Genomic DNA, 23,229 nt, shown 5'->3' with positions numbered 1-23,229 from the left:
ACACATGGTCTAAAGACACGTCGGGCGAGACGATATGATAGCCTGCCCTCCCGAACCGTCCTGGCGAACCAGCATTGGCGCGGGGTGTCGAGGTTCGAACCAAATACGCGTCATGTCGCACAAAACGACATTGGCGAAATCCAGTCTTCACCCGTCTATGCTGGCTGCATCAAGTTTTACGATTAAGCCGTTGATGAAACTTGCGTTTATCTAAGGCGCCAGCAGTCTCGGACAGGATTCAGGATCATCGATAAGCCATCATCCGGCCTATTGGTGACCCCTGCCCGCCTTCCTCAAATCCGCGTCGCGCGTCCCATCCCCGTCGAGCGATCCGTATGGACAGCCTGAAAGGAAAAGTCTCCTGCGATGTGGGTTGTCGGAGTGCGAACACAGACGCGCCAGCTACCAGCCAGCACGCCCGGAAACGGTTGTTTAACGAGTCTTTTTCGTGTTGCCAAGCGCGAAATGCCGATGTGGCATCTTTTCTGCAAGGGGAGCCGTTCAGGGCACCCAGAGCGCAAAAGTGGAACCGGCTGAACCGGCTCCACTTTTGATTGCATCACCCCTTCGGGCAGGCCGCTCCCGCATCGGCCCAGGCCTTGATCAGCTCACCGAACTGCTTCTGGGTGCCCGGCGCCGGGGTCCGGTTGCCACCGGGATGCCAGCCCCAGCCGACCAGTTCGTCTTCGGCCATGTGCTTCACAAGCGCGGCCATGTCCTTGCCGCCATTGCGCTCCTTGTCCTTGATCTGGGTGCAGATCTGGCCAAGCGTCTTGCCCTGCCAGGCCATCTCGATGGGCGCCAGCGCCCACTTCGGATTGCCAGGGACGTTGGCGGCATCGAAGTTGTTCTCGTGGTGGCAGGTGGCGCAAGCGAGACCACCGGCTGCGCCGACACCGCCCTCGCCGCGCACGACCAGCGGGATATGCGGCCGCATGCGGTCGGTCTGGGTCGGGCGTTCGGTGGCCGGATGGCAGTTCATGCAGCGCGGCGACTGGATGACCTTGCCGGCCTCCGTAAACAACGCCACCGCACGCTCGTTCTTGTTCTTGATCTTGGCGAAGCCCGAAACCGACTGCAGCTTGGTCGGATTGCTGACCGCTGCATCGGCCTCCTGGAAGCTCGGCTCCGCGAATGCGAGGAGACCCGCCGCGAGGCCGCCGGCGACCAGCGCCAACATCGAGTTCTTAAACAAGCTCATGCTGAGGCTCCTGGTACGATCGGCAACTGCCGCGGTCTTCCCACTCCGAGTTTCGCCAGCGCGTTGGCAACGGCAGGCCCGAGCGGAGGCACGCCGGGTTCGCCGACGCCTGATGGCTTCTCGGTCGATTTCACGATCACCACCTCGATCTCCGGCATCTCGTTGATGCGCAGCGAACGATAGGTATCGAAATTGCCGGACACCGGCGCGCCGGCATCCAGCGTCTGTTCCGCATAGAGGATGTGACCGAGGCCGAAGCCGATGCCACCTTCCATCTGTGCGCGGATGATGTCGGGGTTCACGGCGACGCCGCAATCCACCGCGCACCACACCTTGTGCACCTTCGGACCGTCGTCGGTCATGGACAGTTCGACGACCTGCGCAACGAAGGTGTTGAAGCTCTCGACCACCGCAACGCCGCGCGCGCGGCCTGCCGGCACCTTGTAGTTCTTCCAGTCGGCGAGTTCGGCGACGGCCTTCAGCGCGCCCGCATGGCGCGGTTTCTTGCTCAGGAGTTCAAGCCGGCCTTCGATCGGATCCTTGCCGGCGGCCTCGAGCAGTTCATCGACAAAGGCTTCGACGACATAACCCGTGTGGGTGTGGCCCACCGAGCGCCACCACAACACGGGCACGCCGACATCGACCTGATGCATGTCGCAGCGGAAGTTCTCGACGTCGTACGGGATTTCGTTCGAGCCTTCATAGGACGTCGGGTCGAGGCCGTCCTTGAACATCATGGACTCGAAGAAGGAGCCCTTCATGATGGACTGGCTGACGATGGTGTCGCTCCAGGCTTCGATCTTGCCGTCGCGCACCGCACCGCGCATACGGTGGATGCAATACGGCCGATAGTAGCCGCCGCGCATATCGTCCTCGCGCGTCCACACCAGCTTGACCGGCTTGCCCGGTCCGATCGCTTTCGCGACTTCGGCGAGCTCGATGGCCTGATGCGTGCTCTGCTGGGCGCGGCGGCCGAAGCTGCCGCCGGCCAGAAGAACGTCGATCTTGACCTTCTCGATCGGCAGCCCGAGCACCTTGGAGATCGCCATATGGTCAGGCGTCGGAAACTGGCAGCCATAGCGCGCATAGGCGGTGTCGCCGTCCCATTTCAGATAGGCGTTGAGCGGCTCCATCGCGGCATGGGCCAGATACGGGAAGACGTATTCAACCTCGATCACGCGGCCACCTTTGGCCATCGACTCTTCGAACTTGCCCTCGGCCTTGACGAGCTTGCCGGCCGTCTTCGACAGGCCGCGGAATTGCTGCAGCAGTTCGGCGCTGCCACGCTTCTCCGCCTTGCTGTCGTCCCAGGTGATCTTCAGCGCTTCGCGGCCCATCTTCGCGGGCCAGAAACCCTTGGCGTAGACAGCGACGCCATTCGACACCTGCTTGACGTCGACGACACCAGCCACGGCTTTCGCAGCCGTCGCATCGAATGACGCGACCTTGCCGCCGAATTTCGGCGAACGCGCCACGACCACCGTGAGCATGTCCGGTTCGTTGATATCGAGCGTGTAGAAGGCCTTGCCATTGGTCTTGTCGGCGCTGTCGAGGCGTTTCACGACGCCTTCCTTGCCGATCAACCTGAACTGCGACGGATCCTTCAGTTTCGGATCAGCCGGCACCGGCATGGCCATCGCCTTGTCGGCGAATTCGCCGAAGCGACCTTCATGGCCAGACGCATGTTTGATCACACCGTTATCGACAGTGATCTCGCCCGCCGGCACCTGCCACGCATCGGCAGCAGCCGCGACCAGCATCTGGCGCGCGGCGGCGCCGACCTGGCGCATCTGGATGTAGGAATTGGCGATGGCGGTCGAGCCACCGGTGCCCTGCATGCCGAACGCCAGATTCTTGTAGAGCTGCGGATTTGACGGCGCGTGATCGGCACGCATCTGCGCCCAGTCCGCGTCGAGTTCTTCGGCGACCAACGTCGCCATGCCGGTGAACGGCCCCTGCCCGAATTCGATGCCCTTGCACAGCACCGTGACGGTGCTGTCGGGCTTGATGATCAGGAAGGTGTTCGGCGCGATATTGACCGACGGCTTTGCCGCCGCCTGCGCAAACAGCTTGTCGGCGCGCGCAACATAGGCGCCGAGCACGAGGCCAGCGCTGCCCTTGAGCAGCGTACGACGGGAGAGTTTGGTGTCATGAACGGTCATGGCTCAACCCTCCAGAGATTTGGCGGCGCCATGAATGGCGGCGCGGATGCGGACATAGGTGGCGCAGCGGCAGATGTTGCCGTTCATCGCCAGATCGATATCGTTGTCGGTGGGGGTCGGATTGACGCTAAGCAGCGCGGTGGCGCTCATCACCTGGCCGGATTGACAGTAGCCACATTGCGGCACGTCAAGCGCGACCCAGGCGGCCTGCACTGCCTTGGCTTCCTTGGAGTTGAGCCCTTCGATGGTGGTGATTTCGCTGGTGCCGATGGCCGAGACGGGCATTGAACACGAGCGGACGGTCTGGCCGTCCACATAGACCGTGCAGGCGCCGCATTGCGCGACCCCGCAGCCATATTTGGTGCCGGTGAGACCGGCCCCATCTCGAATTGCCCAGAGCAGAGGTGTGTTGGGATCGACGTCGACCTGACGGGCCTGACCGTTGATCTTGAGAGTGAACGCAGCCATCGCTGATGTCCTATGTCGTCGAATGTACGCCTACATTCGAGTTGTTCTAAACAGCCGACATCTACATCCGCATTGCGGAATAACCCATTCAATTATTTTTGTACCGCGCGGGAACGAAATTGGTTCTTGCGAAACGGCTCTTCAGACCAGTCGTCAGCTTTTCAGAGGCGCCGCGACGCTTCGATGCCGCTCAGGATGAGATCGATTCCGGCGAGAAAGTCCCTGCGGTCGTCGTGCCCCCGCAAATGTGCAGCCATGCTGCGGGTGAATGCATACGCGTCCGGATCGAGCTGAGACCAGGTGGTTGCGACCGCGTCCAGAAAGTCAGACCTGTCGATTCCTCGCGTCCGGCCGAGCTGCCCATTGGCCGCGTTCTGCGCACCGACGCCGAGGATGTAGTTCAGCAACGCACCCACCGTCGCCCACTGTTCCTCGTCAGGCACGCCAAGGGCGCTCACCTGCCGGCCGATGCGTTCGAGTATTCGCACCATGGGTAACTGCCCGGGAGCGCGTGTGAGCGCCGACCCAACCCACGGATGCGCGTCGATCGCGTCAAACATGCCCAGCGCGAGGGTGCGAATGATGGCCTGAGGCGTCGCGCCGACCAGGGGCGCGTTCATCGCGCGGGCGATGATGGCGTCGCAGGCGGCAGTCAGCAGATCGCCCTTGTTGGGCACGTGCCAATAAATAGCCCCGGGACCCGTGGCGAGCCGCTCCGACAGGGCACGGAATGTCAGACCATCTTCCCCGCTGCCGTCCAGGATCGCGATCGACGCTTCGATGATGCGATCCCGGGAGAGCGAGTCTTCGCGTCGTGGGCTACTGCGAGTTTTCTTGGCCATGTCCCCACCTTGACATAAATGGAACGACGTTCCAATAGAATGGAATGACGTTCCATTCCAGGTCTTGGGGAATGTCCCGGGACAGCCTGCGACTGCGAAGGTGGCGAGATGAATACTCATGTGGCGATTGTCGGCGCGGGGCTCGGCGGCCTGACGCTTGCCCGCGTGCTCCATGTTCACGGTATCGCAGCGACGATCTATGAAGCTGAAGCCTCGGCCGACTCGCGAGCACAAGGAGGCCTGCTCGATATTCACGAATACAACGGGCAGCTCGCACTCAAGGCTGCGGGATTGTTCGAAGCTTTCCGCGACATCATCGTCGTCGGTGCCGACGCCAAGCGGATACGCGACAAGGACGGCAAGCTGCTGTTTGACAGGCCCGACATGGGCAACGGCGGTCGACCTGAGGTGGATCGAGGAGAGCTTCGCCAGATTCTGCTCGATTCCCTTCCTGCCGACACGATCCGCTGGGGACATAAACTTGCAGCGGCGTCTCCGCTCGGCGGCGGGCGGCACGCACTGACTTTCTCCCATGGCTCAACGGTCACGACCGATCTCCTCATAGGTGCCGACGGCGCCTGGTCACGCGTTCGCCCGCTCCTCTCCGGGGAGAAACCGGCCTATGTCGGCACGTCATTCATCGAGACGTTTCTTTTCGACGCCGACACCCGCCACAAGGCCAGCGCGGAAGCGGTTGGCGGGGGCACACTGATGGCGATTGCGCCGGGCCAGGGAATCTTTGCGCACCGACACGCCGATGGAACACTGCAAGGCTACGTGGCCCTGAACAGGCCGGAGGACTGGATTGCCCGCATCGATTTCTCCGACCGGACGAGTGCCCTCGCCCGCATCGCCGCGGAATTCGAGGACTGGGCTCCGGAACTGACAGCGCTCATCGCCAACAGTGAGGCCGCCCCTGTGCTTCGCCCGATCTATGCGCTGCCGATCGAACACCGATGGGAGCGCGTACCGGGGGTAACACTGCTCGGCGATGCGGCGCACCTGATGTCACCATTCGCCGGCGAAGGCGCCAATCTCGCAATGTATGACGGCGCCGAACTCGGACGGGCACTTGCCGCCAATCCGGAAAATGTTGAAGCCGCGCTCATCGCGTATGAAACCGACCTCTTTCCCCGCAGCGCGTCTGTTGCTGCGGAGACCGACCGGAATCTGAAGCTATTCTTCAACGACAACGCGCCTCAGAGCGTGGTTGACCTGTTCACCAGTTTCCAGATCACCGAATAGCTGCCCTAAACCGCCACCGCATAGGGCAGCCCCTTGCCCGCGTAAAACGCGTCGAGATTGGCAATGACGCAGTCCTGCATCGCCGTGTGCGAATCGAGCGTGTGGCCGCCGATATGCGGCGTCAGCACGACATTCGGCAAAGCCGTGAGTGCGTCGGGCGCGTGGGGCTCCTTCTCGAACACGTCGAGGCCGGCGCCGGCGATGGTCTTGTCCGTCAGCGCCGCTGTCAGCGCGGCCTGATCGATCACCGAGCCGCGCGAGATGTTCACGACGACACCATTGGCGCCGAGCTTCTTCAGCATCGCGGCATCGATGATGCGGTTGGTATCGCCCCCTGCCCGCACGGCGATCATCAGCACGTCGCACCATTCGACCAGCGCTTCGAGGCTGGGCTCATAGCGATACGGCACATCATGCTTGCTGCGGCTGTGATAGGCGACGTCGCATTCGAAGGCCGCGACGCGCGATGCGATCTTGCGGCCGATCTCGCCCATGCCGTAGACGCCGACCTTGCGACCGGGATTGCCGGGCTGCGGCGACATCAGCGGCGACGGCTTTGCGGAGGACCAGCCGCCTTCGCGCAGATACTGATCCGCCGGCAGCAGACGCCGCGTCACCGCAAGCATGAGGGTCAGCGCGAGGTCGGCCACCGAAGCCGCATTTGCGCCGGGGCTGTTGCCGACCACGATCTTGCGCTCGGCCGCGGCCTTGAAATCGACGCCGTCATAGCCGGTGCCGTAGCAGATGATGGCGCCGAGCGCCGGCATCATGTCCATCACGTCTGCCTTGAGCACCTGACCGCCCGCGGTGATCAGCGCGCGCACGTCTTTCAGTTGGTCAGCGGAAAAGGTCTGCAGCGGTGGCTTGCCTGCAGCGTCTAGTAGGTCGAAGTGCTCGCCGATACGCACCATCTGGGACTTCGGGAAACGCGAATAGATCAGAACCTTCTCGGCCATCGTGACATTCCTGCTGGGTCAAAGAGCGGAAGACAAAAGAAAGGGCGGAACCGGTTGCCCGATTCCGCCCTGGTTTCTTGCAAGCCTTGTTCCGGCTTAGCCGAGCACGGTGCCCGTCTCAACCTTGACGCCGGGGCCCATGGTCGAAGACACAGCAACGCGCTGCAGATAGGTGCCCTTGGCGCCAGCCGGCTTCGCCTTGGAGACGGCGTCGACCAGAGCCTTGATGTTTTCGACGAGCTTCTCTTCCGAGAAAGATGCCTTGCCGATACCAGCCTGCACGATGCCGGCCTTCTCGACGCGGAACTCGACCGAACCGCCCTTGGCACCCTTGACTGCGCCGGTGACGTCCATGGTCACGGTGCCGATCTTCGGGTTCGGCATCATGCCGCGCGGACCGAGCACCTTACCAAGGCGACCGACCAGCGGCATCATGTCGGGGGTTGCGATACAGCGATCGAAATCGATCTGACCGGCCTGGACCTTCTCGAACAGGTCTTCTGCACCGACGACGTCTGCACCGGCAGCCTTGGCTTCTTCAGCCTTCGGGCCACGGGCGAACACGCCGACGCGCAGGGTGCGGCCGGTGCCGTTCGGCAAAGTGACGACGCCACGGACCATCTGGTCGGCATGACGCGGATCGACGCCGAGGTTCAGCGAAATTTCGATGGTCTCATCGAACTTCGACTTGGCGCGTTCCTTGACCATCTTGATGGCCTCGGCGACCGGATAGAGCTTCTCGCGGTCGATGCCCTCACGGGCCTTCTTCAAACGTTTTCCAATTGCCATGACCGTTTACCCCGCGACCTCGACACCCATCGAACGGGCAGAGCCCTCAACCATCTTCATGGCCGATTCAATGGTGTCGCAATTCAGATCCTTCATCTTCGCTTCGGCGATCTCGCGCACCTGCGCTTTGGTCACCGCGCCGGCCTTGTCACGACCCGGCAGCTTGGAGCCGGAGGTGAGCTTGGCGGCCTTCTTGATGAAGAAGGACATCGGGGGGGTCTTGAGGGCGAAGGTGAACGAACGATCGGCGTAGATCGTGATCACCACCGGGATTGGGGTGTTCTTTTCTTCCTTCTGCGTCTGCGCGTTAAACGCTTTGCAGAATTCCATGATGTTCAAACCGCGCTGACCAAGCGCGGGACCGATCGGGGGCGAAGGGTTCGCCGCACCGGCCGGCACCTGAAGCTTCAGGTATCCGGTCACTTTCTTTGCCATGTGTCACTCCTGTTGTGCCGGTCATCGACCGGCTGTTTCAGGTTTCGTGGTTCGGTCGACAAGCGGTTGGCAACCGCCCTCTTCCTCCCACGGCCTTAGAAACGCGAGGCGAACCTCACGCTATTGCGATCAGACCTTTTCGACCTGACCGAATTCCAGTTCGACCGGCGTGGCGCGGCCGAAGATCGACACTGCGACCTTCACGCGCGAGCGTGCTTCGTCGATTTCCTCGACGACGCCGGAGAACGACGCGAACGGACCATCGGCCACCTTCACGTTCTCGCCGATCTCGAACGACACCGACGCCTTCGGGCGCTCCACGCCTTCCTGCACCTGGTGCAGAATGCGCATCGCTTCGGCTTCCGAAATCGGCATCGGCTTGTTTTCCGCGCCGAGGAAGCCCGTGACCTTCGGGGTGTTCTTGATCAGATGAAACGCTTCGTCGGTGAGCTGCATCTTCACCAGCACGTAGCCCGGGAAGAACTTGCGCTCGTCGTCCATCTTGCGACCGCGACGTATTTCGGTGACCTTCTCGACCGGAACCAGGATCTGTTCGAACAGGTCTTCCAGGCCACGCTGCTTGGCCTGTTCCTTGATCGACTCCATCACCTTCTTTTCGAAATTCGAATAGGCGTGAACGATGTACCAGCGCATGCTCATAATTCTGTTCCGTCAGTGCATCGTGAGCAAAAAGGCGACGAGGTAGCGGATGACCTGATCCGCCGCAAAAAAGAAGATCGACGACAGCGCCACCATGACGAAAACCATGATGGTCGTGATGGTCGTCTCGCGTCGCGAGGGCCACGTGACCTTGTTGGTCTCGGTGCGCACTTCCTGCAGGAATTTGAACGGGCTGAACGCCATCGTTATGTGATCCGCATCCGTCGTGAGACGATTGAATTGGTTTCAGAATCCGAACAGCCCTCTTGCGCCCAACCCTTTATTCAAGGATGAGCCGCCAAGCGGGCTCGTTCGTTCGGGGATTTGCCGCGTCGGATATCCGGTCACCGGGCCGACAGCGAGTGCAGCTTCCTACTTCGGACCGGACCAAAGGTCAAGGTATCCGGGCCGGACGGGTGGGAACCCTTCCCGCCACCGGATACCACCTGGATCAGCGTCCGCCCACCCCCGGCGACGGTTTGCCGACCGCAGCACGGACGTGCCGAACGACATGATCGGCGACGATGGCGTGGCCCTCTGCGGTGGGATGCACCGCGCCGCTATACATGGCCGCATAGACCGGCTGCAGGATGTCGAACTGGGTAAAGCCCGGCGAATGGACGTTTGCGGTCAGAAACGCGTCATTCGGGGTCCGGAACAGGCGCCAGCGGGACGCATAGGGCAAATAGGCCGCCGGGGAATACGGCGTAAACTCCTCCTTGCCGATCCAGCGCCGCGGCATCGCCATCGCCTCGCCGTCCGCCTGCGGCCGCTTCGGATCGCGCGCACAGAGCCCGCGTTTGGCGAATTCGCTCTGGTGATCGGTGATGAGCTGGAAGCCGGTTCCGGCGCCGGTGGCCAGCGCCGGGCAGCCCCCGCCCCGTCCGTTGGTGATGCAAGCGGTCCGGGCGAAGAAATCGTTCAGAAAGCTCACCGTCTCGCCCAGCCGCTCGCGCGACAGCACCAGCTTCTTGTGGACGTCGAGGCCGAGCGTCGGCTGCGCGCCGCACAAGGCTCCTGTCTCGTCGAACTGGATCGGCTCGTAAGCCGTCTGCAACACCTTCGCGGGCGCCACGCCAAAGCCGTCGCGCAAGGCATCGCGGAGCGCCACCATGCGCTCGTCGAGCTGCTCCATGTAAGCGCGCGACACATCAGGCGAGAACCGGATCTGCTTGCCGAGCAGGTTCGCGATCGGTGCCAGATCGCCGGCGGACTCGGTCATCGCATAGACCATCAGCGGCGAGAAGCCGACATCGTTGCCGCCAATCGACAGCAGCAGTGTGTCGATCGGCCGCTTGCGCTCATTCGGCGCACACCAGGATTTTGTCACCGGCATATTGGCGACCTGCACGCTGCCGCTGGCATAGGTCGGCAGATTGTAGGTCGCACGCTGCGTGCGACCCGCGGGGCTTTTGCAGATCAGATCGGCGAGTTGATCGAGCTGCGAACGCACCATCGCGTTGCCGGCCCCCTCGCGCGCCTTCTTCTCGAGGAACAGACCTTCGGTCACCTCGGAGCCGGTACAAGCAAGGCTGACCAGCGTGATCGACCGATGCGGATTTTCCAAACTGAGCTGCAGCCCGACGCGAAACGGATAGCCGTATTGCGAGCGGTGGCAATCGGGGCTGAGCCAGCGCGGATTGGCAGCGTTGAACGCCTTGTCGAACTGGGCCGAAGCGAGCGGGAAATAGAGCTCCTGCTCCTCATCGGCGAGCTTGCGCCGCGGCAGGTTCTTGTAGTCGAAACTTCCTGCCGGGGCAGCGGGGGTCAATTTCTGCAGAGATTTGCTGGTGCTGCGCGTCGCCATCTCCTCGCGCATCAGGGTTGGATCGTAGACCATCTCGCGCACAGCGCTGAATGTCACCGGAACGTCTGGATTGCTCTCGCCCGAGGCAAAGGAATCGCCGAGCGCCACGATGAACAGATCCTCAACGACGACCTGCGGGTCGTTCAACGTTCGACCGTCGGGCAATTTGACCTGGACCGATGCACCGGACAGATTGCGATCGACGGCATAAGGCAGGCGCGTGATCTTGAGCGGCGTCGCGCAGGATTGCGTGCTGGTCTCGGTCCTGCTGCCCGGCCGCCGCGGCGTCCAGCTCCAGACGCAATCATATGCGCCGGCTTCGGCAATGCGCTCGGGCGACAGCCGGATCAGCACCGTATGCGCATCCGGCAGCACGTAATCTTCCTTGGCCGTGCCCCACGAATAACGCCGGTCGCAACTCGCGAGATAGCGGCCTTGCCGGCTGTCGTAGCAGACGGCGTCGATGGTCTGCGACGCCCAGCCGAGACGCGAGCGATCGTAGCGCGCCCGCGCGGTGTCGGCGCAACTGGTCGGGCTGGTCATGTCGCGGCAATCGGGATCGTTCAGCCGCCGCTCGGTGCGCCACACCACATCGGCAGGCGGCAGCACCAATTCATTGCGCGCAGCGGGATAGCCGCGCTCATACATCGCGAAGGATGCGGCATTCTTGAAGAAGCGAAATGGACTTTCCACCTGCCAGAGCAGATCGGCGGCATGAGCGCCATGACCCAATGACAAATGTCCAAAGGACGACACCAGCAACGTCGTGGCCCCCACGACGAACGTCACAAGTAATTTCATTCTCGACTTCCGGCTGAATTCCCAACGGGTGTGTCGCGCGCGCGGCAAGCCAGGTTCATCGCCGCGACCGCACGCCGCAGGGACGCAGCGCAACGGAAACGCGGGGAGCAGCACGATCGCGCATGATTGGCCAAGCCGATGTCGGACATGGCCATCAGCCTATTGCGCAAATTGCCCCGCGGATCGTCAGATTCCATTAACCCCGCGGCCAGACTAAAACGCGAGAAGCTACCCAGGTACTCCAGTAAGTGGATGTATTAGCAGACCTAAATGTTTTGATCGGCAGATTGCTTGTTTGATCGGCAATGCGACGGGCATCAACGAATGACCAGCATCACCACCTTATCCGAGGGAACCGACGCCTCCACGAGGGACCTCCGCAAGGATTCGGCATTGCGGATCGCGCGGCGCCGGACCGCCTATATCGCGCAGGCGTCGAGCTATCTGATCGATGCGGCGATCCTGCTGCTCTACGCCGTGATCGGCGTGACCACCGTGGCGACGGGGGTCGTGTATCTGGCCATCAGGCTCGCTGTGGTCGGCATTGCTGCCTATCTCTCGGAGATCCAGGTCAACGACCGTTTCAAGGACCCGTACCTCACGGTCCCCCTCTCCATCGTCAGCATCATCGTCCAGATCGGCGCGATCTATCTCGTGCCGCAGATCGGCTTCTACTTCATCTCCATCATTTTCGTCGTGCTCGGCTTCGCCGCACTGCGCATGAGCGCGCGCCAGACCGGCATCGTCTGGTCCGCTGCAACGCTGGGCCTCGCACTGCTTTTTCTGATGACCGACAAGCCGATCGGCATTCCCATGGCCACCGCGACCGAGCGCGCTCTGGCGCTGGTCTGTTTCGTCAGCGCGCTTGGCCGCTGCGCCAGCGCTGGCCTCTACGGTAGCTCGATGCGCGAACTGCTGTATCGCCGCAGCAACGACCTCGCGGCCGCCAATGCGCGGATCGAGGAACTGGCGCAACTTGACGAACTCACCGGCGCATTGAACCGGCGCTACATCATGAAGTGCCTGAACGACGAGATCGCCAAGGCCCAGCGCAACGCCACAACCTGCTGCATCGCGATCATCGATCTCGATCACTTCAAGAGGATCAATGATCACTTCGGACATCCAGTGGGCGATGAAGTGCTGCGCGCCTTCGCCATCTCGGTCTTCGCCAATATCCGCACCATCGACAGGTTCGGCCGTCAGGGCGGCGAGGAGTTTCTGCTGATCCTGCCAGACACCGATATTGATCTTGCGATCCAGACGCTGGATCGATTGCGCAGCCTGATCACGGAACTGAATTGGTCAGCGATTGCGCAGGATCTGACTCTGACGATATCCGCCGGGATCAGCGCCATCAGGCCCAACGATACGCCGGAAGACATTTTGGCGCGCGCCGACCTTGCGCTCTACAGAGCCAAGGATACCGGCCGCGACCGCGTGGTGGCAGCGCCGCAAAAGCGGCAGTTCAGCTGAAGCGGCAATCGGAGGCCCGCCTGAAAAACGCCCCAGGCCAGAATTTATCGATATTTCAAATACTTAAAATGGCAGGGGCGGTAGGGCTCGAACCTACGACAACCGGTTTTGGAGGGCGATGAAGGCTGTACCTCGTCGTGCCTACAAATACCCACTCGTCTGATTTCGTTCACATATTAGGGATGGCGCGCCATGCGCCATCCCTCCCTGTATTACCCCGTAATCAACCGTCCGGTGGCAATTGCGGTGGCACAGTCGTGCTAACCTTGGCTTTCCTTTGCTGCATCGGCATCGGCTGCGGCCCAGCCCTCCCAGTAGGCCGTGTGGGCTTCAGGATTCTTCTTGAAGTCGAACGGACACCGATCGCGTTTCGGATGATCACCGTATCCATGGCTATATCCGTTGAGGCGGTCGATTTCCTTGCTATCAGTTCGTGGCATAGGTCTTCCTTCTCTCACCGAGTCATCTGTTGTGTTGCGAGAGGAGGTGCGGACTCGACTGCACACGCTCTCTCGCGTGTGGCAGGCAGTCCCGCGGGACTGGTTCTTGGCTCCAAACAGAGAGCTCGCGCTGCAGGTTTCTCTGCACGGTGCTAATGCACGACCGACCGTCCACGAAATTAGCAGAGACGCTTAGAGTTTCAACTTCCAAATGCCACCAGAAGGCCGGACGTCGCATATTCCCCCAGGTTGCCCTCTGTGCTTCACTGACGTGAAACGGGGGCATTATGACTGCGCAGGAAGCGACACCGGACCCAGATGATTTGATCTGGGGAGACGACCGCCTCGGTAGATTTGCCGACGCCACTTTCCTAAGGGACTTTCTGCTCGGCCGCATCGAAGAACGTCGCTTGGCCGGCCTCACAGCATCCTACGTGCTGAACATCGACGCCGATTGGGGACAGGGCAAGTCCTTCTTCCTTTCGCGTTTCGGGCAAATGCTGAAAGCGGACGGATATCTTGTCGCCCAGGTCAACGCTTGGCAGGACGATCACGCGGAAGATCCTCTGCTGGCCGTCATGGACGCCATGGATGAAGCCGTTGCCCCGCTTGTGAAACGCGAAAAGACTGCTCGGTCGCGCTGGCAAACGACCAAAGAAACGGGCGGTGCGATCGCCGTTGCCGCTGCAAAAGGCGCCACGGTTGTGCTGGCCAAAAAGCTGCTCGGCGCTGGGGTTGATGAAATCGCAACGATCGTGACCGACGGTCCAGCTTCGGGAGCGGACAAGGCAATAGACGACGCGTCAAAATCACTCGGCGAAATGGTGGGCGCACAGGGCAAGAGATTGCTTGAATCGTTTCGTGAGGGAAAAAGGACCATCTCGAAGTTTCGGGGCAATCTTGGAGAATTCCTCAAGGTAGCGAAGGACAAAGGACAAGCGCTCCCCCTATTCGTCTTGATCGACGAGCTCGATCGCTGTCGTCCTCCATTTGCTATTGCGCTGTTGGAGCGCATCAAGCACCTCTTCGATATTGATCAAGTCGTCTTCGTGGTGGCAACCGATACGCGCCAGCTCAGTCATTCCGTTGGCGCAGTTTACGGCGCTGGCTTCAATAGCGAAGGCTACCTTGCGCGATTCTTTAACCGCACGTATTCGTTCGAGAAGACACCAAGGCAGGCATTCATTGACGAACTACTCGTGCGATCCCCTATCAACGCCGCCAAAGTATCACTACCGCCGACGGCAGAACTCAGCCATTTTCTTGCCGACGGCTTCTACTATTTTAATCTCCCCCTTCGTGACATCGAGCAAACCTACGACATCATTCGTAGCGTGGTCACAGTCTGGAAAAGCCAACTGAAGATCGAGATGGTCGCTTTGTTTCCCCTCGCAGTGGCGCACCAGCAGCGATTTGACCTACCAGTAAACCCTAGCTTTCACGATGCGCTAGGAAGGCTTTTGAAGAAGCTGGATGGAGGCGGGTCTCCGTGGCAAGTTCCACTTTACGCAGATGACTATCAGAGGACGGTTCACCTAGCGCATATCAATGCGCTAACCGCTCAAATGGTGCAGCAGTCTTTGACGCCTCTGCCAAACCTACCATCAGAGCCTGGCACCCCAGAAGCGAAGTGGATTGTGAGAAGGCTAACTGAAGAGTACGCCCTTGAACACAGGAATAGCTTTAGCGCTGGCGTCCGACCGTACTCAATTATTCGAATGTATCCTGAAATAATAAAAAGTGCTGGTCGGCTTGTTCCTGCCCCCAAGTAATAAGCAGAAAACCCGCCGGGTCGCTCCGGCGGGTCTGTCGTTTCGTCTACCAGCTGGCGGTACGCATTACAGTTCCGCTTGAGGTAAAGCTATCGCGAGAACCTCAAAGAAGGATTCTCGGCACAGATGTCTCTTCGGTAACACGCATCAGCGACCGAGCCAGTGACACACCAACAATCTGCGCTGATCTGCCGGGATAACCATGCATGTAAGGCGCGTGCTCGGCGATGGCGTAGCCCCCCAACACCTGAGCGATGATGACTACTCCACTGAGCGTCTTGGGCTGGGCTTCGACCGCCTCGTAAGCCAGCTTCTCCAGTTCGTGGCCGGCCCAATATGCAGCAGTGCTGCTGGCGGCGAGACCTGATGCTTCAATCGCGGCCTCACGCTCCGCGTCATATTTGCGTGCCGCTGGAATAACAACCTTCCGGAGATGTCGCCCCAGCTTAGATCGGAGCGGCGCATGTATCTGGCCATCGTTGATCGCCTCCTCCAGTTTGTCGGCGCGGATCAGCCAGCGTGGCGGCGGTGAGCGTTTCAGCCCGTCGTCGCAATCCTCCAATTTGAGAGGCAGCCGCTTCCCTTCGACGTCGGTTTCCTCTTCAGCGCAGCCTGCAAACATTCGCCGATCTTGCCAGTTATTGGGCCGGACGATCTCTTCTGGCACCGCTGGGCAAAGCCGCTGTGCTTCGGCGCGCGCCGAGATGTATCGGTCATGCGCCTGTCGATAGGTCATTATCGCCGAGTTGAGGCGCCGCCCGATGTCGACAACCTTATGATCCTCGGAAGGAGCCGCCACAGCAGGCGTAGGACGTGTGGTGGCGATGGCCGCGACATTGGCCCCCGCCCCGACGGCCAACGCAGCTGCGGCGCGGCCCAGGAAGCCTCGGCGACCTATTCCACCTTTCTGCTGATCGATCATTGGGTGACTCCCTCGTCGTCGCACTGCGCGCCTTCGTCCTCACATTCCATCTCCCGATCGGCGGTCCAGAAGCCGCTGTCGGTTGCGAAGCGGCGATCTGCGGTCAGCCCACAAAGGGACGGCTCCGCTTCCGCGTCATCGGCCTCGGCGTCGCAGGCATAATGTCGGGCGTTATAGAAACCGAGATCCGGCTCGAGGTCAGCGTCACCCTCCGTGGCGTCGAGAAACTCCAGGAGGCGGTCGATTTCGCTGGCGGCCTCTTCCCGGAGACGCATCAGCACGGCCCTTGGGTCCCCTGCTGCGGCCGCGTAGTACGATGATGGGGGGAGCGGTAGCGTCTGGGTCTCGCCGCCGACGGCGGGCGGGACGGGCTGCGCCGGACGCCTGGGAGCTTTAGCGGCGGCGATAGTGTAGCGCAGTCGGATGGCCGGCGACGCACTGATGGCGTCTATGGCCTGTCTTGAGGCTTGGTTCATGGGTTTGGCTCACTGGTTTCGGCTTTCCACAGCCGTCACCGGCATCGGGCCGGCAGCCGGGGGGTGGAAACCTGCCAGTGAGACAGGTAGAGCGGTTTTAAGGGTCACCCCTCTGGACAGCGCGCTCACCCCCGGCCAATATCGTGCCGATCGGAGCCACGCCGCCAAGCGTGCCCGTTGGAGCCTACAAAGGCCCCATATCCGCGGCCCTCGCCTGCAAGCGAGTGCACTGATCCTTACATGGATTGCGGGTAGTCACTGGTCCGGGTTTCCACACCCACGAACATGCTCCACCTGTTCGGTTAATAAATCAACTCCCGATCGGGGGTGCCTAAGCGCGCAGCCGGGGGTAACCGCGGTTGACGGCTAAAGTCTCGTTGCCCTCGCCCTCCGGTTGCGCTTCCATATCTCATCGATCAATCGGCGGGGTGTCATGGCTGCGATTTCAGGGTTCTCCATTCGAAATTTTAAAGGCGCGGCCAAAGTCGAACTACATTTCGCAAACCGCTCAGCTACCCCCGTTTTGACGCTCGTCGGACTCAATGAAAGTGGCAAGACAACAATCCTCGAAGCCCTTTCTTATGCCGCTGGTGGCGACAACGCGGTTTCTAGCCTTTTCAAGGGATCCGTTCCGCGCGGCGTTGAAGCGCTAATTCCCATTCACCGAAAAGCAAACTTTACCGGGACCATCGAAATAGTGTCCACGTTCGATCTGTTCGACGACGATATTCTGCACGTCGAGCGCGAGTTGGACAAAAAGGGTGTCACTATCGACCCATCGTCTTTGCCGCGAAAATTGAACGTCACGCGCACCTACACCTTTCAGGACAGCGTCGTTTCCAAGGCAATGAATTTGTGGGGATTCACGGTCAACGCCAAACTGAAGAGCGCGAGAAAATTTAAGAAGTACGAGGCAGATAGCCCGCCGATAAAAGAAGAGCTTAACGTGTGGTTGGCGGTCGTAGATGCGATAGAAGACCGTTTCCCGCGCGTAGCTTATTTCCCGACCTTCCTCGTTGATCTCCCCGAAAAGATTTACCTCAAGGCTCACGAAAAAGAGCTACCTGTTAATCGGTATTATCGAGAGGTCATTCAGGACGTTCTAAATAGTTTAAATGAGAATCTTTCATTAGAAACGCACGTTTGCGATCGCATCGAGGCTTTCCGGACGAAGGACGCGACCGCTAACTGGTGGTCTGTGCTTTGGAGTGGCCCGAGTAAGGCACCAATCGACGCTGTATTTCAAAAGTTGTCCGATGCCGTGACTCGCGAGGTGCTCGGAAGTTGGGAGAACGTATTCGGTCGAAAAATATCGGCGAAAAGCATAAGTGTCGAATGGCACATCGACACTGAGAAACAGAATCTGCCCTACGCCACGTTCCGAATCTCGGACGGTGCATCGAAATACGCTATCAACGAGCGATCACTAGGATTTCGATGGTTCTTCTCTTTCTTACTTTTCACAACGTTTAAGCGGCAGGCTTCCCGAAGCACGGTTTTCGTTTTCGATGAACCAGCTGCGAATCTTCACGCTAAGGCGCAAGCGGAGCTGCTCAAGAGCTTTGGCCGAATCACGCTCGGCGAGAACAAGATCGTTTACTCGACACACAGCCATCACATGATCAACCCGCACTGGCTATCTGGCGCGTACATTGTCGAGAATACAGCAATCGACCATGATGGTGACGACACTTTTGGACTTGTCACGAAACCGACGAATGTGGTTGCAACTCCCTATCGCGCCTTCGTTTCAAATAACCCAAATCGGGTCAGCTATTTCCAGCCGGTTATTGAACAGCTCGAGTACATCACGCCAGAGATAGTTGGATCATCTCCGTTCCTAATAGTTGAAGGCATAACTGACTATTACGCTCTGAAATCGGTGTACGGTCCCAAGGAGAGCTACCCATTCTCACTGATGCCAGGAGTGGGCGCTGGCGCGTCGGGCCCGTTGATCAGCTCTATGCTCGGAAGAGGAGAACGGTTTTTAATTCTGCTGGATGATGATGTCGCTGGCCGTCAGGCGAAGGAGCGGTACAGCAAAGAGTGGTTCCTTGGCGATCAAAACGTCATAACTTTGAAATCCGTAGGTGAGACTTTTATCGGCGCGAAGCTCGAGTCACTCATTTCCGCTGGATCAAAAGCTGCCATTGCTGAACGTATAGGCAAAGCGGCCCCTTCAAAGAAGGAGATTGGTTGGTACCTCGCTGAGAGCTGTGCCGATCCTCAAGCCGACAAGCTCTTCGACCAAGAGACCACATCGAAACTCCGTGCAGTTTTAGAGCTTGCAAAAGGGGCTTTTGCAAAATGATTTAGCTGCGCAAACGCAGCGCTACAGCTTTGAAACGAATGATAATTGTATGTCGGCGCAAGCTCTAAACACAATTGGGATCTTGATCGCACTTATCGGCGTGATCACGCTTTTTCGATACGGCATGCCTTTCAAGATCAAAACCGGGGGAGTGACTTACATTATCACAGATGCCATCGACGAGGATGAGAAGCGACTCGAAGCCCGCTACGCTGTTTATGGCTACCTCGCACTCGCCGCGGTCATTGCAGGAACCGCTATGCAAATCGCCAGCATTTGGATCTAGGGAGTCCGATGGCGATTAAAAAACTTTTCGCAAACGGAAAGTTTGTTTGCGAGTACGAGTCGACAGGCAATGACGACGCGACCTGGCGCCATCTCCGAAACGGCCCACAAAGCGGTAGCCTCCCTCCTCACTCATTCGAGTGGAGAAGCCAGCCTCACCTAATAAGGTTTGCCCCTTGCTCTCCCGCTCTGGTTGCGCTCTGATGCCTCAAATAATGGGGAGGGAAGCATGGCAAACGTTAAGGGACCGCGGGATCATTCGCCAGGCATCGAAAAGCTCGCCGCTCAGAAGCTGCGCGACCCAAATGCAGGACGTGACACAAAGCGTCTGGCTGGCGCGGTCTTGGCTCACGCTGATGGGAAGCCGGCAAAGCCCGCGGCTAAGCCTTCCAAGCGAAAGTAGCGCCCCACTCCCGTCCAAACGCAGTATTGCGCGAAGTCTCGGAGCACTCATCGAGCATGCTCTATTTTGTGGGCGGGTTCGTCATCGCTCGCGCTTGTCGATCAATGTCATCTGACCACCGTAGGATCATTACCATGAAACGGATATTCGCGGCTTTAGCATTGTTAGTTGCCTCTACTCTCGCTGCTCACGCCAGATGCACCGACCGTATGTTGTCCGACGTGAGAACCAACATGCTGTACTGTCGCGACGCGTGCGCTGCCGACCCGTTCCGGGTGGCCGAATGCCGAGGAAGCGATCGAATGAAGGAGTTCTCTGAAAAGGGAGATCCCAATGGCGTAAGAGAGGGCTTCGAGATTTGCCATTATCGCAGCCCCGTTTTGAAAGCGCAGGCTGGAGCTTGTCATGACGAGCGCGCCAGAGAGTTTCTAAATTCGGCACGTTGGGTTTATGGCTACCCTCCGCTTAGCCGCAAGCGTTACCGGGAAATCGTTCGCAGAGATCGGTGACTGTCTGCAAGGGGCTAACATGGCAATCCGTTTCAGAAAGAGTTTCTCGATCGCCCCCGGTCTCAGACTAAACATTGGCAAGAAGAGCGCGAGCGTGCGCATCGGCGTGAAAGGGCTGGGCTTTACGACAGGCACGGCGGGCAACACTGTAACGGTAGGCAACCCGGGCACCGGCCTGAGTGTCTCACACCGCTTTCGTGCTTCGGGCGAAGATGCAATCCCAGACGGCGATCCGAAGCAAGCGGCAATACCGCGTGCGCGCCATCCCTGGAGAGTTTTGATATTTGTCTACATAATTGCGGGACTAATTTGGTGGGCCGTTCTTCACCAATAGCTTCGATGGCTAACGTTCCGCTGCTCTCCCGCTCCCGTTACACTTGGATTGACAATGCTTCGACGCAAGACAGTTTTCGTTGTAGGAGCCGGCGCGAGTGCGGAAATCGGATTTCCAGTCGGTCGCGGTTTAGCCGATATTATCGGCTGCAAAGTTAGCATTTACCGTCAACTACGGTCGCTTGGAAACAACTGGCGACAATGAACTTTTTAGCCAAATGCAACGACGCTTTTCCGGTGAAACTGATGCCTACTATAGCGCGGCGAGGCTTATCAGAAACGGGCTGCCGCTCTCGAGCTCAATCGACGACTTCCTAAACATACATAATAGCAATGAGGCCGTTGTCACGTTTGGTAAGGCGGCGATAATCAGCTCGATCATATCGGCCGAGAAGTCGAGCCTGCTTTATATAGATCCCACAAATGCCAATAACGTTATGCGGGTGTCAGCCGTGACCGACACTTGGCTAGTAAAGTTCATGCGCATCCTCGCGCGTGGACCAGCGCTTGAGAATGTCCACTCGATTTTTGAGAACATCACATTCATCGTTTTCAACTATGATCGCGCTATCGAGCATTTTCTCATCAATGCCTTGCCGCCTCTATATGGAATAAGCAGAGATGATGCCATTTCGATCGTTAGCGGTATCAATCTCATTCATCCATACGGAACAGTAGCCGATCTAGCAGACGTTCCTTATGGAGCGCACCCCTACAACCAGGCTGACTATTTCAAGCTGGCGAAGGGCATCAAGACATACACCGAGCGCATCGAGGAAGGCGATCTGCTAGGCAAGATGCGGTCGGCGGTACACAGCGCCGAACAAGTGGTCTTCTTAGGTTTCGCTTATCATGACCAAAATATGCAGCTGCTTAAGTCCAAAAAGCCTTTAGGCCTCACGCGATGCTTCGGAACCGCTCTTCACATGTCAGATAGCGACAGAGAAACTGTGATTGATCAACTTTCCTCGTTTCTGTATGCGGCCGCGAGACAACAGACGCAGAGACATTTAGTGAAGATCAACAACGCGCTAACGAGCGCTCAGCTTTTCGATTTCTACGCGAAGTCGTTGGAAGCAGCGTAAACCCCAGAGGTTGATTTCCATGCAAGCAATTTGGGACGCGATATGGCCGTCGCTTATCGCCGGGGCCGGCGGTTTTATTGGCGGCGGGTTATTGCTCCCAACGAAGCTTGGTGAACTTTTCTTCAAATCCCGGCAAGATCGCAACCTCGACCTGCTGTTGCGCTTGGATGCGCTTCTAAAAGATACGGGGGATAAGGTGCGCAGGGTTTTGCTTTCGCTGCTGATGCTTGTTCTGGCCGGTTGCTCAACGACGCCAGCGGATCTAGATGCCAAGGTCGCGCCGACGGTGCAGACCTATTCGGAGAACTACCAAGAAATTTATCGGAGGGTGTCGTCCACGGCAAAACGATGTCTGGCGGGCAATGTGAGCGCCTATGCGTCGATGGCCGTCGACGCAGAATTGTACCCGGATCTGGGGTACGCTGAGCTGTCCGTGTCAATGATCAACTGGGGCGTTCGAAACTACTACGTCACCGCCCGGATAGAAAAGATGGCGACCGGCTCCCGCATGACGGTGCGCGCTGGAAATAGCATTGGCCAAAACCAGTGGCTGTATTCGGTAATTAAATGGGCTGGCGGTGATCAAGACTGTCGGTAGCGATAATGCACCATCGCCACGGTGCTACACCAAAGAAGGGGCGCTAAATTTCTGACGTTACGCGCTCACAGTCATCGTTCGAACCGAATGCAGTCGGGCCATCCGTGTAGAGGACAAGACAGATCATGCCATCACCAGCTTCCACACGATTTGCGATGACGGTATCCGGGAAACCGCGCGTGTTTCTGTCTGTACGGGAGCATGTCTCCGGACGACTTATTGTCACCATGCAAGGCGTCGGGAACAAGCTAAGGGATGCTGGCTCGGTGCCCGAGTCTACGGGAAGCTCAGTACATCACAACGTTCGCATCGCGCAGCAAAAATTCTCCGTGCATCCAAGCGAGGAGAGCGCTGAGTACAATCAACTCCATTTTAATCAAATACTCGCCACCGGCGAGAAGAAGGATGCGTACCATGTCACAAGCGCACTACGTTCAAGACGGTTCGCCCCGTTGTTCGTAAAGCGCTATTCCAATTTGAATAGTCCAGTCTACGACCCAAAGAAGGCGAGCAACGTAGTCGACGTCTCCCAATACGATTCAGATTACTTCACCGCGATCGTCTTTTGCTTGATAGCCGGAAAGGGCGTCAAGTTCGATCATCGGCAATACGATGTTGACGTATACCAGCGCGATTTTGCGCGGTTCAGCATCGTTCTTCTTAGTTCATTTTTCTGTATGCGCGCGACCGATCATTCATTCGTTACCGGCTTCGTGACCATTGCCCCTGAAAACGCGACGAATGAAGCGGAGCGCGCCATCCTGCAACAGGTCATGCTTGGCTACTCAGCAGAAGAGTCTTTGTTTCAATTCAATGTGCACCGCGACTTACTCCGTGAAGAAGGCATCAGGACTGCGGAGCGTTTCGCGCCACAAATGGAAAACGAGCCCAAGTTTAGGAAATGGGCCGAAGGCCGGTATTTCAAGTCCGGTGCGATGTCGAACAAGATTTATAAGGTGATGAGACGCTACGGCTGACAGTTTAGTACCGGCGCGTGATTGGAAAATCGGAGGCACCATGGTCAAACAAACAGCAGATTATTTCGAGGAAAAGGCCAGAGCGGGAGACGGCGCTTTCGCCGTTGCGTTTGCGATATTGGAGCTTGCTGCAGCCCATAGAAAATCCGGCGCAGCACTCGACCGACTTGGACTTAACTACGAGAAATCCGACGGCCCCCCAGGCGCGGGTGAGGCCATCGCAATGGAGCTAAAAAGAATCGCCGATGCTCTTGGCGATCGATAGTGTGCTGCAGT

23 protein-coding genes are annotated in these 23,229 nt (G+C 58.9%); 10 read left to right on the top strand and 13 right to left on the bottom strand.

The window, feature by feature from the left end:
• Positions 1-559: 559 nt before the first annotated feature.
• The 4 genes from AB7951_RS09555 to AB7951_RS09540 form a co-directional block, all read right to left on the bottom strand.
• Complete coding sequence (locus AB7951_RS09555; protein WP_120286933.1) at positions 560-1,201, bottom strand: Isoquinoline 1-oxidoreductase subunit; 642 nt, start codon at positions 1,199-1,201, stop codon at positions 560-562.
• Positions 1,198-3,363 (bottom strand): xanthine dehydrogenase family protein molybdopterin-binding subunit, encoded by a 2,166-nt coding sequence (locus AB7951_RS09550; protein WP_120286932.1) that lies wholly within the window; start codon positions 3,361-3,363, stop codon positions 1,198-1,200. The genes AB7951_RS09555 and AB7951_RS09550 overlap by 4 nt, the downstream gene beginning before the upstream one ends.
• Positions 3,364-3,366: 3 nt before the next feature.
• On the bottom strand, positions 3,367-3,831 hold the full coding sequence (locus AB7951_RS09545) for a (2Fe-2S)-binding protein (protein WP_093762207.1): 465 nt from the start codon (positions 3,829-3,831) through the stop codon (positions 3,367-3,369).
• Positions 3,832-3,992: 161 nt separating this feature from the next.
• Positions 3,993-4,673, bottom strand: coding sequence for a TetR/AcrR family transcriptional regulator (locus AB7951_RS09540; RefSeq protein WP_120286931.1), 681 nt, complete (start codon positions 4,671-4,673; stop codon positions 3,993-3,995).
• 108 nt (positions 4,674-4,781) lie between these two features.
• On the opposite strand from AB7951_RS09540, the gene AB7951_RS09535 reads away from it, so the two are divergent.
• A complete protein-coding gene (locus tag AB7951_RS09535) occupies positions 4,782-5,918 on the top strand; it encodes an FAD-dependent oxidoreductase (RefSeq protein ID WP_120286930.1) in 1,137 nt (378 codons plus the stop codon).
• Between the two features lie 5 nt (positions 5,919-5,923).
• Here the strand turns inward: AB7951_RS09535 and AB7951_RS09530 are convergent, their stop codons facing one another.
• The 6 genes from AB7951_RS09530 to AB7951_RS09505 all read right to left on the bottom strand — a co-directional run bounded on the left by AB7951_RS09530 (position 5,924) and on the right by AB7951_RS09505 (position 11,366).
• Positions 5,924-6,874 (bottom strand): 2-hydroxyacid dehydrogenase, encoded by a 951-nt coding sequence (locus AB7951_RS09530; protein ID WP_120286929.1) that lies wholly within the window; start codon positions 6,872-6,874, stop codon positions 5,924-5,926.
• A gap of 96 nt (positions 6,875-6,970) precedes the next feature.
• Positions 6,971-7,663 (bottom strand): 50S ribosomal protein L1, encoded by a 693-nt coding sequence (gene rplA, locus AB7951_RS09525; RefSeq protein ID WP_089268281.1) that lies wholly within the window; start codon positions 7,661-7,663, stop codon positions 6,971-6,973.
• 6 nt (positions 7,664-7,669) lie between these two features.
• A complete protein-coding gene (gene rplK, locus AB7951_RS09520) occupies positions 7,670-8,098 on the bottom strand; it encodes a 50S ribosomal protein L11 (RefSeq protein ID WP_068731528.1) in 429 nt (142 codons plus the stop codon).
• A 129-nt stretch (positions 8,099-8,227) separates the two neighbouring features.
• A complete protein-coding gene (gene nusG, locus AB7951_RS09515; RefSeq protein WP_441255763.1) occupies positions 8,228-8,758 on the bottom strand; it encodes a transcription termination/antitermination protein NusG in 531 nt (176 codons plus the stop codon).
• A gap of 12 nt (positions 8,759-8,770) precedes the next feature.
• Positions 8,771-8,962, bottom strand: coding sequence for a preprotein translocase subunit SecE (secE, locus tag AB7951_RS09510; protein ID WP_068731532.1), 192 nt, complete (start codon positions 8,960-8,962; stop codon positions 8,771-8,773).
• A gap of 247 nt (positions 8,963-9,209) precedes the next feature.
• Positions 9,210-11,366: a hypothetical protein gene (locus tag AB7951_RS09505; protein WP_120286928.1), complete on the bottom strand. Its 2,157-nt coding sequence runs from the start codon at positions 11,364-11,366 to the stop codon at positions 9,210-9,212.
• A gap of 324 nt (positions 11,367-11,690) precedes the next feature.
• Between AB7951_RS09505 and AB7951_RS09500 the strand changes: the two genes are divergently transcribed.
• On the top strand, positions 11,691-12,842 hold the full coding sequence (locus tag AB7951_RS09500; protein ID WP_120286927.1) for a GGDEF domain-containing protein: 1,152 nt from the start codon (positions 11,691-11,693) through the stop codon (positions 12,840-12,842).
• Positions 12,843-13,102: 260 nt separating this feature from the next.
• Here AB7951_RS09500 and AB7951_RS09495 read toward each other — a convergent pair whose 3' ends face one another.
• Positions 13,103-13,282, bottom strand: a complete 180-nt coding sequence (locus tag AB7951_RS09495; protein WP_441255762.1) for a hypothetical protein — start codon at positions 13,280-13,282, stop codon at positions 13,103-13,105.
• 287 nt (positions 13,283-13,569) lie between these two features.
• Here AB7951_RS09495 and AB7951_RS09490 point away from each other — a divergent pair, with 287 nt between their 5' ends.
• Entirely contained in the window at positions 13,570-15,054 is a 1,485-nt protein-coding gene (locus AB7951_RS09490) for a P-loop NTPase fold protein (RefSeq protein WP_441255761.1), read from the top strand.
• Between the two features lie 103 nt (positions 15,055-15,157).
• On the opposite strand, the gene AB7951_RS09485 is transcribed toward AB7951_RS09490, so the two are convergent.
• Positions 15,158-15,976 (bottom strand): hypothetical protein, encoded by an 819-nt coding sequence (locus AB7951_RS09485; protein WP_441255760.1) that lies wholly within the window; start codon positions 15,974-15,976, stop codon positions 15,158-15,160.
• A complete protein-coding gene (locus AB7951_RS09480; protein WP_441255759.1) occupies positions 15,973-16,257 on the bottom strand; it encodes a hypothetical protein in 285 nt (94 codons plus the stop codon). The genes AB7951_RS09485 and AB7951_RS09480 overlap by 4 nt, the downstream gene beginning before the upstream one ends.
• 628 nt (positions 16,258-16,885) lie before the next feature.
• On the opposite strand from AB7951_RS09480, the gene AB7951_RS09475 reads away from it, so the two are divergent.
• The 7 genes from AB7951_RS09475 to AB7951_RS09445 all read left to right on the top strand — a co-directional run bounded on the left by AB7951_RS09475 (position 16,886) and on the right by AB7951_RS09445 (position 23,218).
• Positions 16,886-18,763, top strand: coding sequence for an AAA family ATPase (locus AB7951_RS09475; protein ID WP_441255758.1), 1,878 nt, complete (start codon positions 16,886-16,888; stop codon positions 18,761-18,763).
• Complete coding sequence (locus tag AB7951_RS09470; RefSeq protein ID WP_441255757.1) at positions 18,738-19,049, top strand: hypothetical protein; 312 nt, start codon at positions 18,738-18,740, stop codon at positions 19,047-19,049. The genes AB7951_RS09475 and AB7951_RS09470 overlap by 26 nt, the downstream gene beginning before the upstream one ends.
• Before the next feature lie 852 nt (positions 19,050-19,901).
• The gene (locus AB7951_RS09465; protein ID WP_441255756.1) at positions 19,902-20,294 is read left to right on the top strand and encodes a DUF4236 domain-containing protein; all 393 of its coding nucleotides are present in this window, start codon (positions 19,902-19,904) and stop codon (positions 20,292-20,294) included.
• 217 nt (positions 20,295-20,511) lie between these two features.
• Positions 20,512-21,378 carry a hypothetical protein gene (locus tag AB7951_RS09460; RefSeq protein ID WP_441255755.1) on the top strand — a complete coding sequence of 289 codons (867 nt, stop codon included), beginning with the start codon at positions 20,512-20,514 and terminating at the stop codon, positions 21,376-21,378.
• Positions 21,379-21,397: 19 nt separating this feature from the next.
• Complete coding sequence (locus AB7951_RS09455) at positions 21,398-21,976, top strand: hypothetical protein (RefSeq protein ID WP_441255754.1); 579 nt, start codon at positions 21,398-21,400, stop codon at positions 21,974-21,976.
• A 125-nt stretch (positions 21,977-22,101) separates the two neighbouring features.
• On the top strand, positions 22,102-22,953 hold the full coding sequence (locus AB7951_RS09450) for a hypothetical protein (RefSeq protein ID WP_441255753.1): 852 nt from the start codon (positions 22,102-22,104) through the stop codon (positions 22,951-22,953).
• A 40-nt stretch (positions 22,954-22,993) separates the two neighbouring features.
• The gene (locus tag AB7951_RS09445; RefSeq protein ID WP_441255752.1) at positions 22,994-23,218 is read left to right on the top strand and encodes a hypothetical protein; all 225 of its coding nucleotides are present in this window, start codon (positions 22,994-22,996) and stop codon (positions 23,216-23,218) included.
• The last annotated feature ends 11 nt before the right edge of the window (positions 23,219-23,229 follow it).

The sequence above is a fragment of the Tardiphaga sp. 285_C5_N1_2 genome, assembly GCF_052076065.1.
GTDB classification, from domain to species: domain Bacteria; phylum Pseudomonadota; class Alphaproteobacteria; order Rhizobiales; family Xanthobacteraceae; genus Tardiphaga; species Tardiphaga robiniae.
This window is presented reverse-complemented; position numbering and strand designations above follow the sequence as displayed.

What these genes read in the sequence shown, in the direction of transcription:
- AB7951_RS09555 (WP_120286933.1), bottom strand. Translation starts at nt 1,201, where the DNA reads ATGAGCTTGTTTAAGAACTCGATGTTGGCGCTGGTCGCCGGCGGCCTC.
- AB7951_RS09550 (WP_120286932.1), bottom strand. Translation starts at nt 3,363, where the DNA reads ATGACCGTTCATGACACCAAACTCTCCCGTCGTACGCTGCTCAAGGGC.
- AB7951_RS09545 (WP_093762207.1), bottom strand. Translation starts at nt 3,831, where the DNA reads ATGGCTGCGTTCACTCTCAAGATCAACGGTCAGGCCCGTCAGGTCGAC.
- AB7951_RS09540 (WP_120286931.1), bottom strand. Translation starts at nt 4,673, where the DNA reads ATGGCCAAGAAAACTCGCAGTAGCCCACGACGCGAAGACTCGCTCTCC.
- AB7951_RS09535 (WP_120286930.1), top strand. Translation starts at nt 4,782, where the DNA reads ATGAATACTCATGTGGCGATTGTCGGCGCGGGGCTCGGCGGCCTGACG.
- AB7951_RS09530 (WP_120286929.1), bottom strand. Translation starts at nt 6,874, where the DNA reads ATGGCCGAGAAGGTTCTGATCTATTCGCGTTTCCCGAAGTCCCAGATG.
- rplA (WP_089268281.1), bottom strand. Translation starts at nt 7,663, where the DNA reads ATGGCAATTGGAAAACGTTTGAAGAAGGCCCGTGAGGGCATCGACCGC.
- rplK (WP_068731528.1), bottom strand. Translation starts at nt 8,098, where the DNA reads ATGGCAAAGAAAGTGACCGGATACCTGAAGCTTCAGGTGCCGGCCGGT.
- nusG (WP_441255763.1), bottom strand. Translation starts at nt 8,758, where the DNA reads ATGAGCATGCGCTGGTACATCGTTCACGCCTATTCGAATTTCGAAAAG.
- secE (WP_068731532.1), bottom strand. Translation starts at nt 8,962, where the DNA reads ATGGCGTTCAGCCCGTTCAAATTCCTGCAGGAAGTGCGCACCGAGACC.
- AB7951_RS09505 (WP_120286928.1), bottom strand. Translation starts at nt 11,366, where the DNA reads ATGAAATTACTTGTGACGTTCGTCGTGGGGGCCACGACGTTGCTGGTG.
- AB7951_RS09500 (WP_120286927.1), top strand. Translation starts at nt 11,691, where the DNA reads ATGACCAGCATCACCACCTTATCCGAGGGAACCGACGCCTCCACGAGG.
- AB7951_RS09495 (WP_441255762.1), bottom strand. Translation starts at nt 13,282, where the DNA reads ATGCCACGAACTGATAGCAAGGAAATCGACCGCCTCAACGGATATAGC.
- AB7951_RS09490 (WP_441255761.1), top strand. Translation starts at nt 13,570, where the DNA reads ATGACTGCGCAGGAAGCGACACCGGACCCAGATGATTTGATCTGGGGA.
- AB7951_RS09485 (WP_441255760.1), bottom strand. Translation starts at nt 15,976, where the DNA reads ATGATCGATCAGCAGAAAGGTGGAATAGGTCGCCGAGGCTTCCTGGGC.
- AB7951_RS09475 (WP_441255758.1), top strand. Translation starts at nt 16,886, where the DNA reads ATGGCTGCGATTTCAGGGTTCTCCATTCGAAATTTTAAAGGCGCGGCC.
- AB7951_RS09465 (WP_441255756.1), top strand. Translation starts at nt 19,902, where the DNA reads ATGGCTACCCTCCGCTTAGCCGCAAGCGTTACCGGGAAATCGTTCGCA.
- AB7951_RS09460 (WP_441255755.1), top strand. Translation starts at nt 20,512, where the DNA reads ATGCAACGACGCTTTTCCGGTGAAACTGATGCCTACTATAGCGCGGCG.
- AB7951_RS09455 (WP_441255754.1), top strand. Translation starts at nt 21,398, where the DNA reads ATGCAAGCAATTTGGGACGCGATATGGCCGTCGCTTATCGCCGGGGCC.
- AB7951_RS09450 (WP_441255753.1), top strand. Translation starts at nt 22,102, where the DNA reads ATGCCATCACCAGCTTCCACACGATTTGCGATGACGGTATCCGGGAAA.
- AB7951_RS09445 (WP_441255752.1), top strand. Translation starts at nt 22,994, where the DNA reads ATGGTCAAACAAACAGCAGATTATTTCGAGGAAAAGGCCAGAGCGGGA.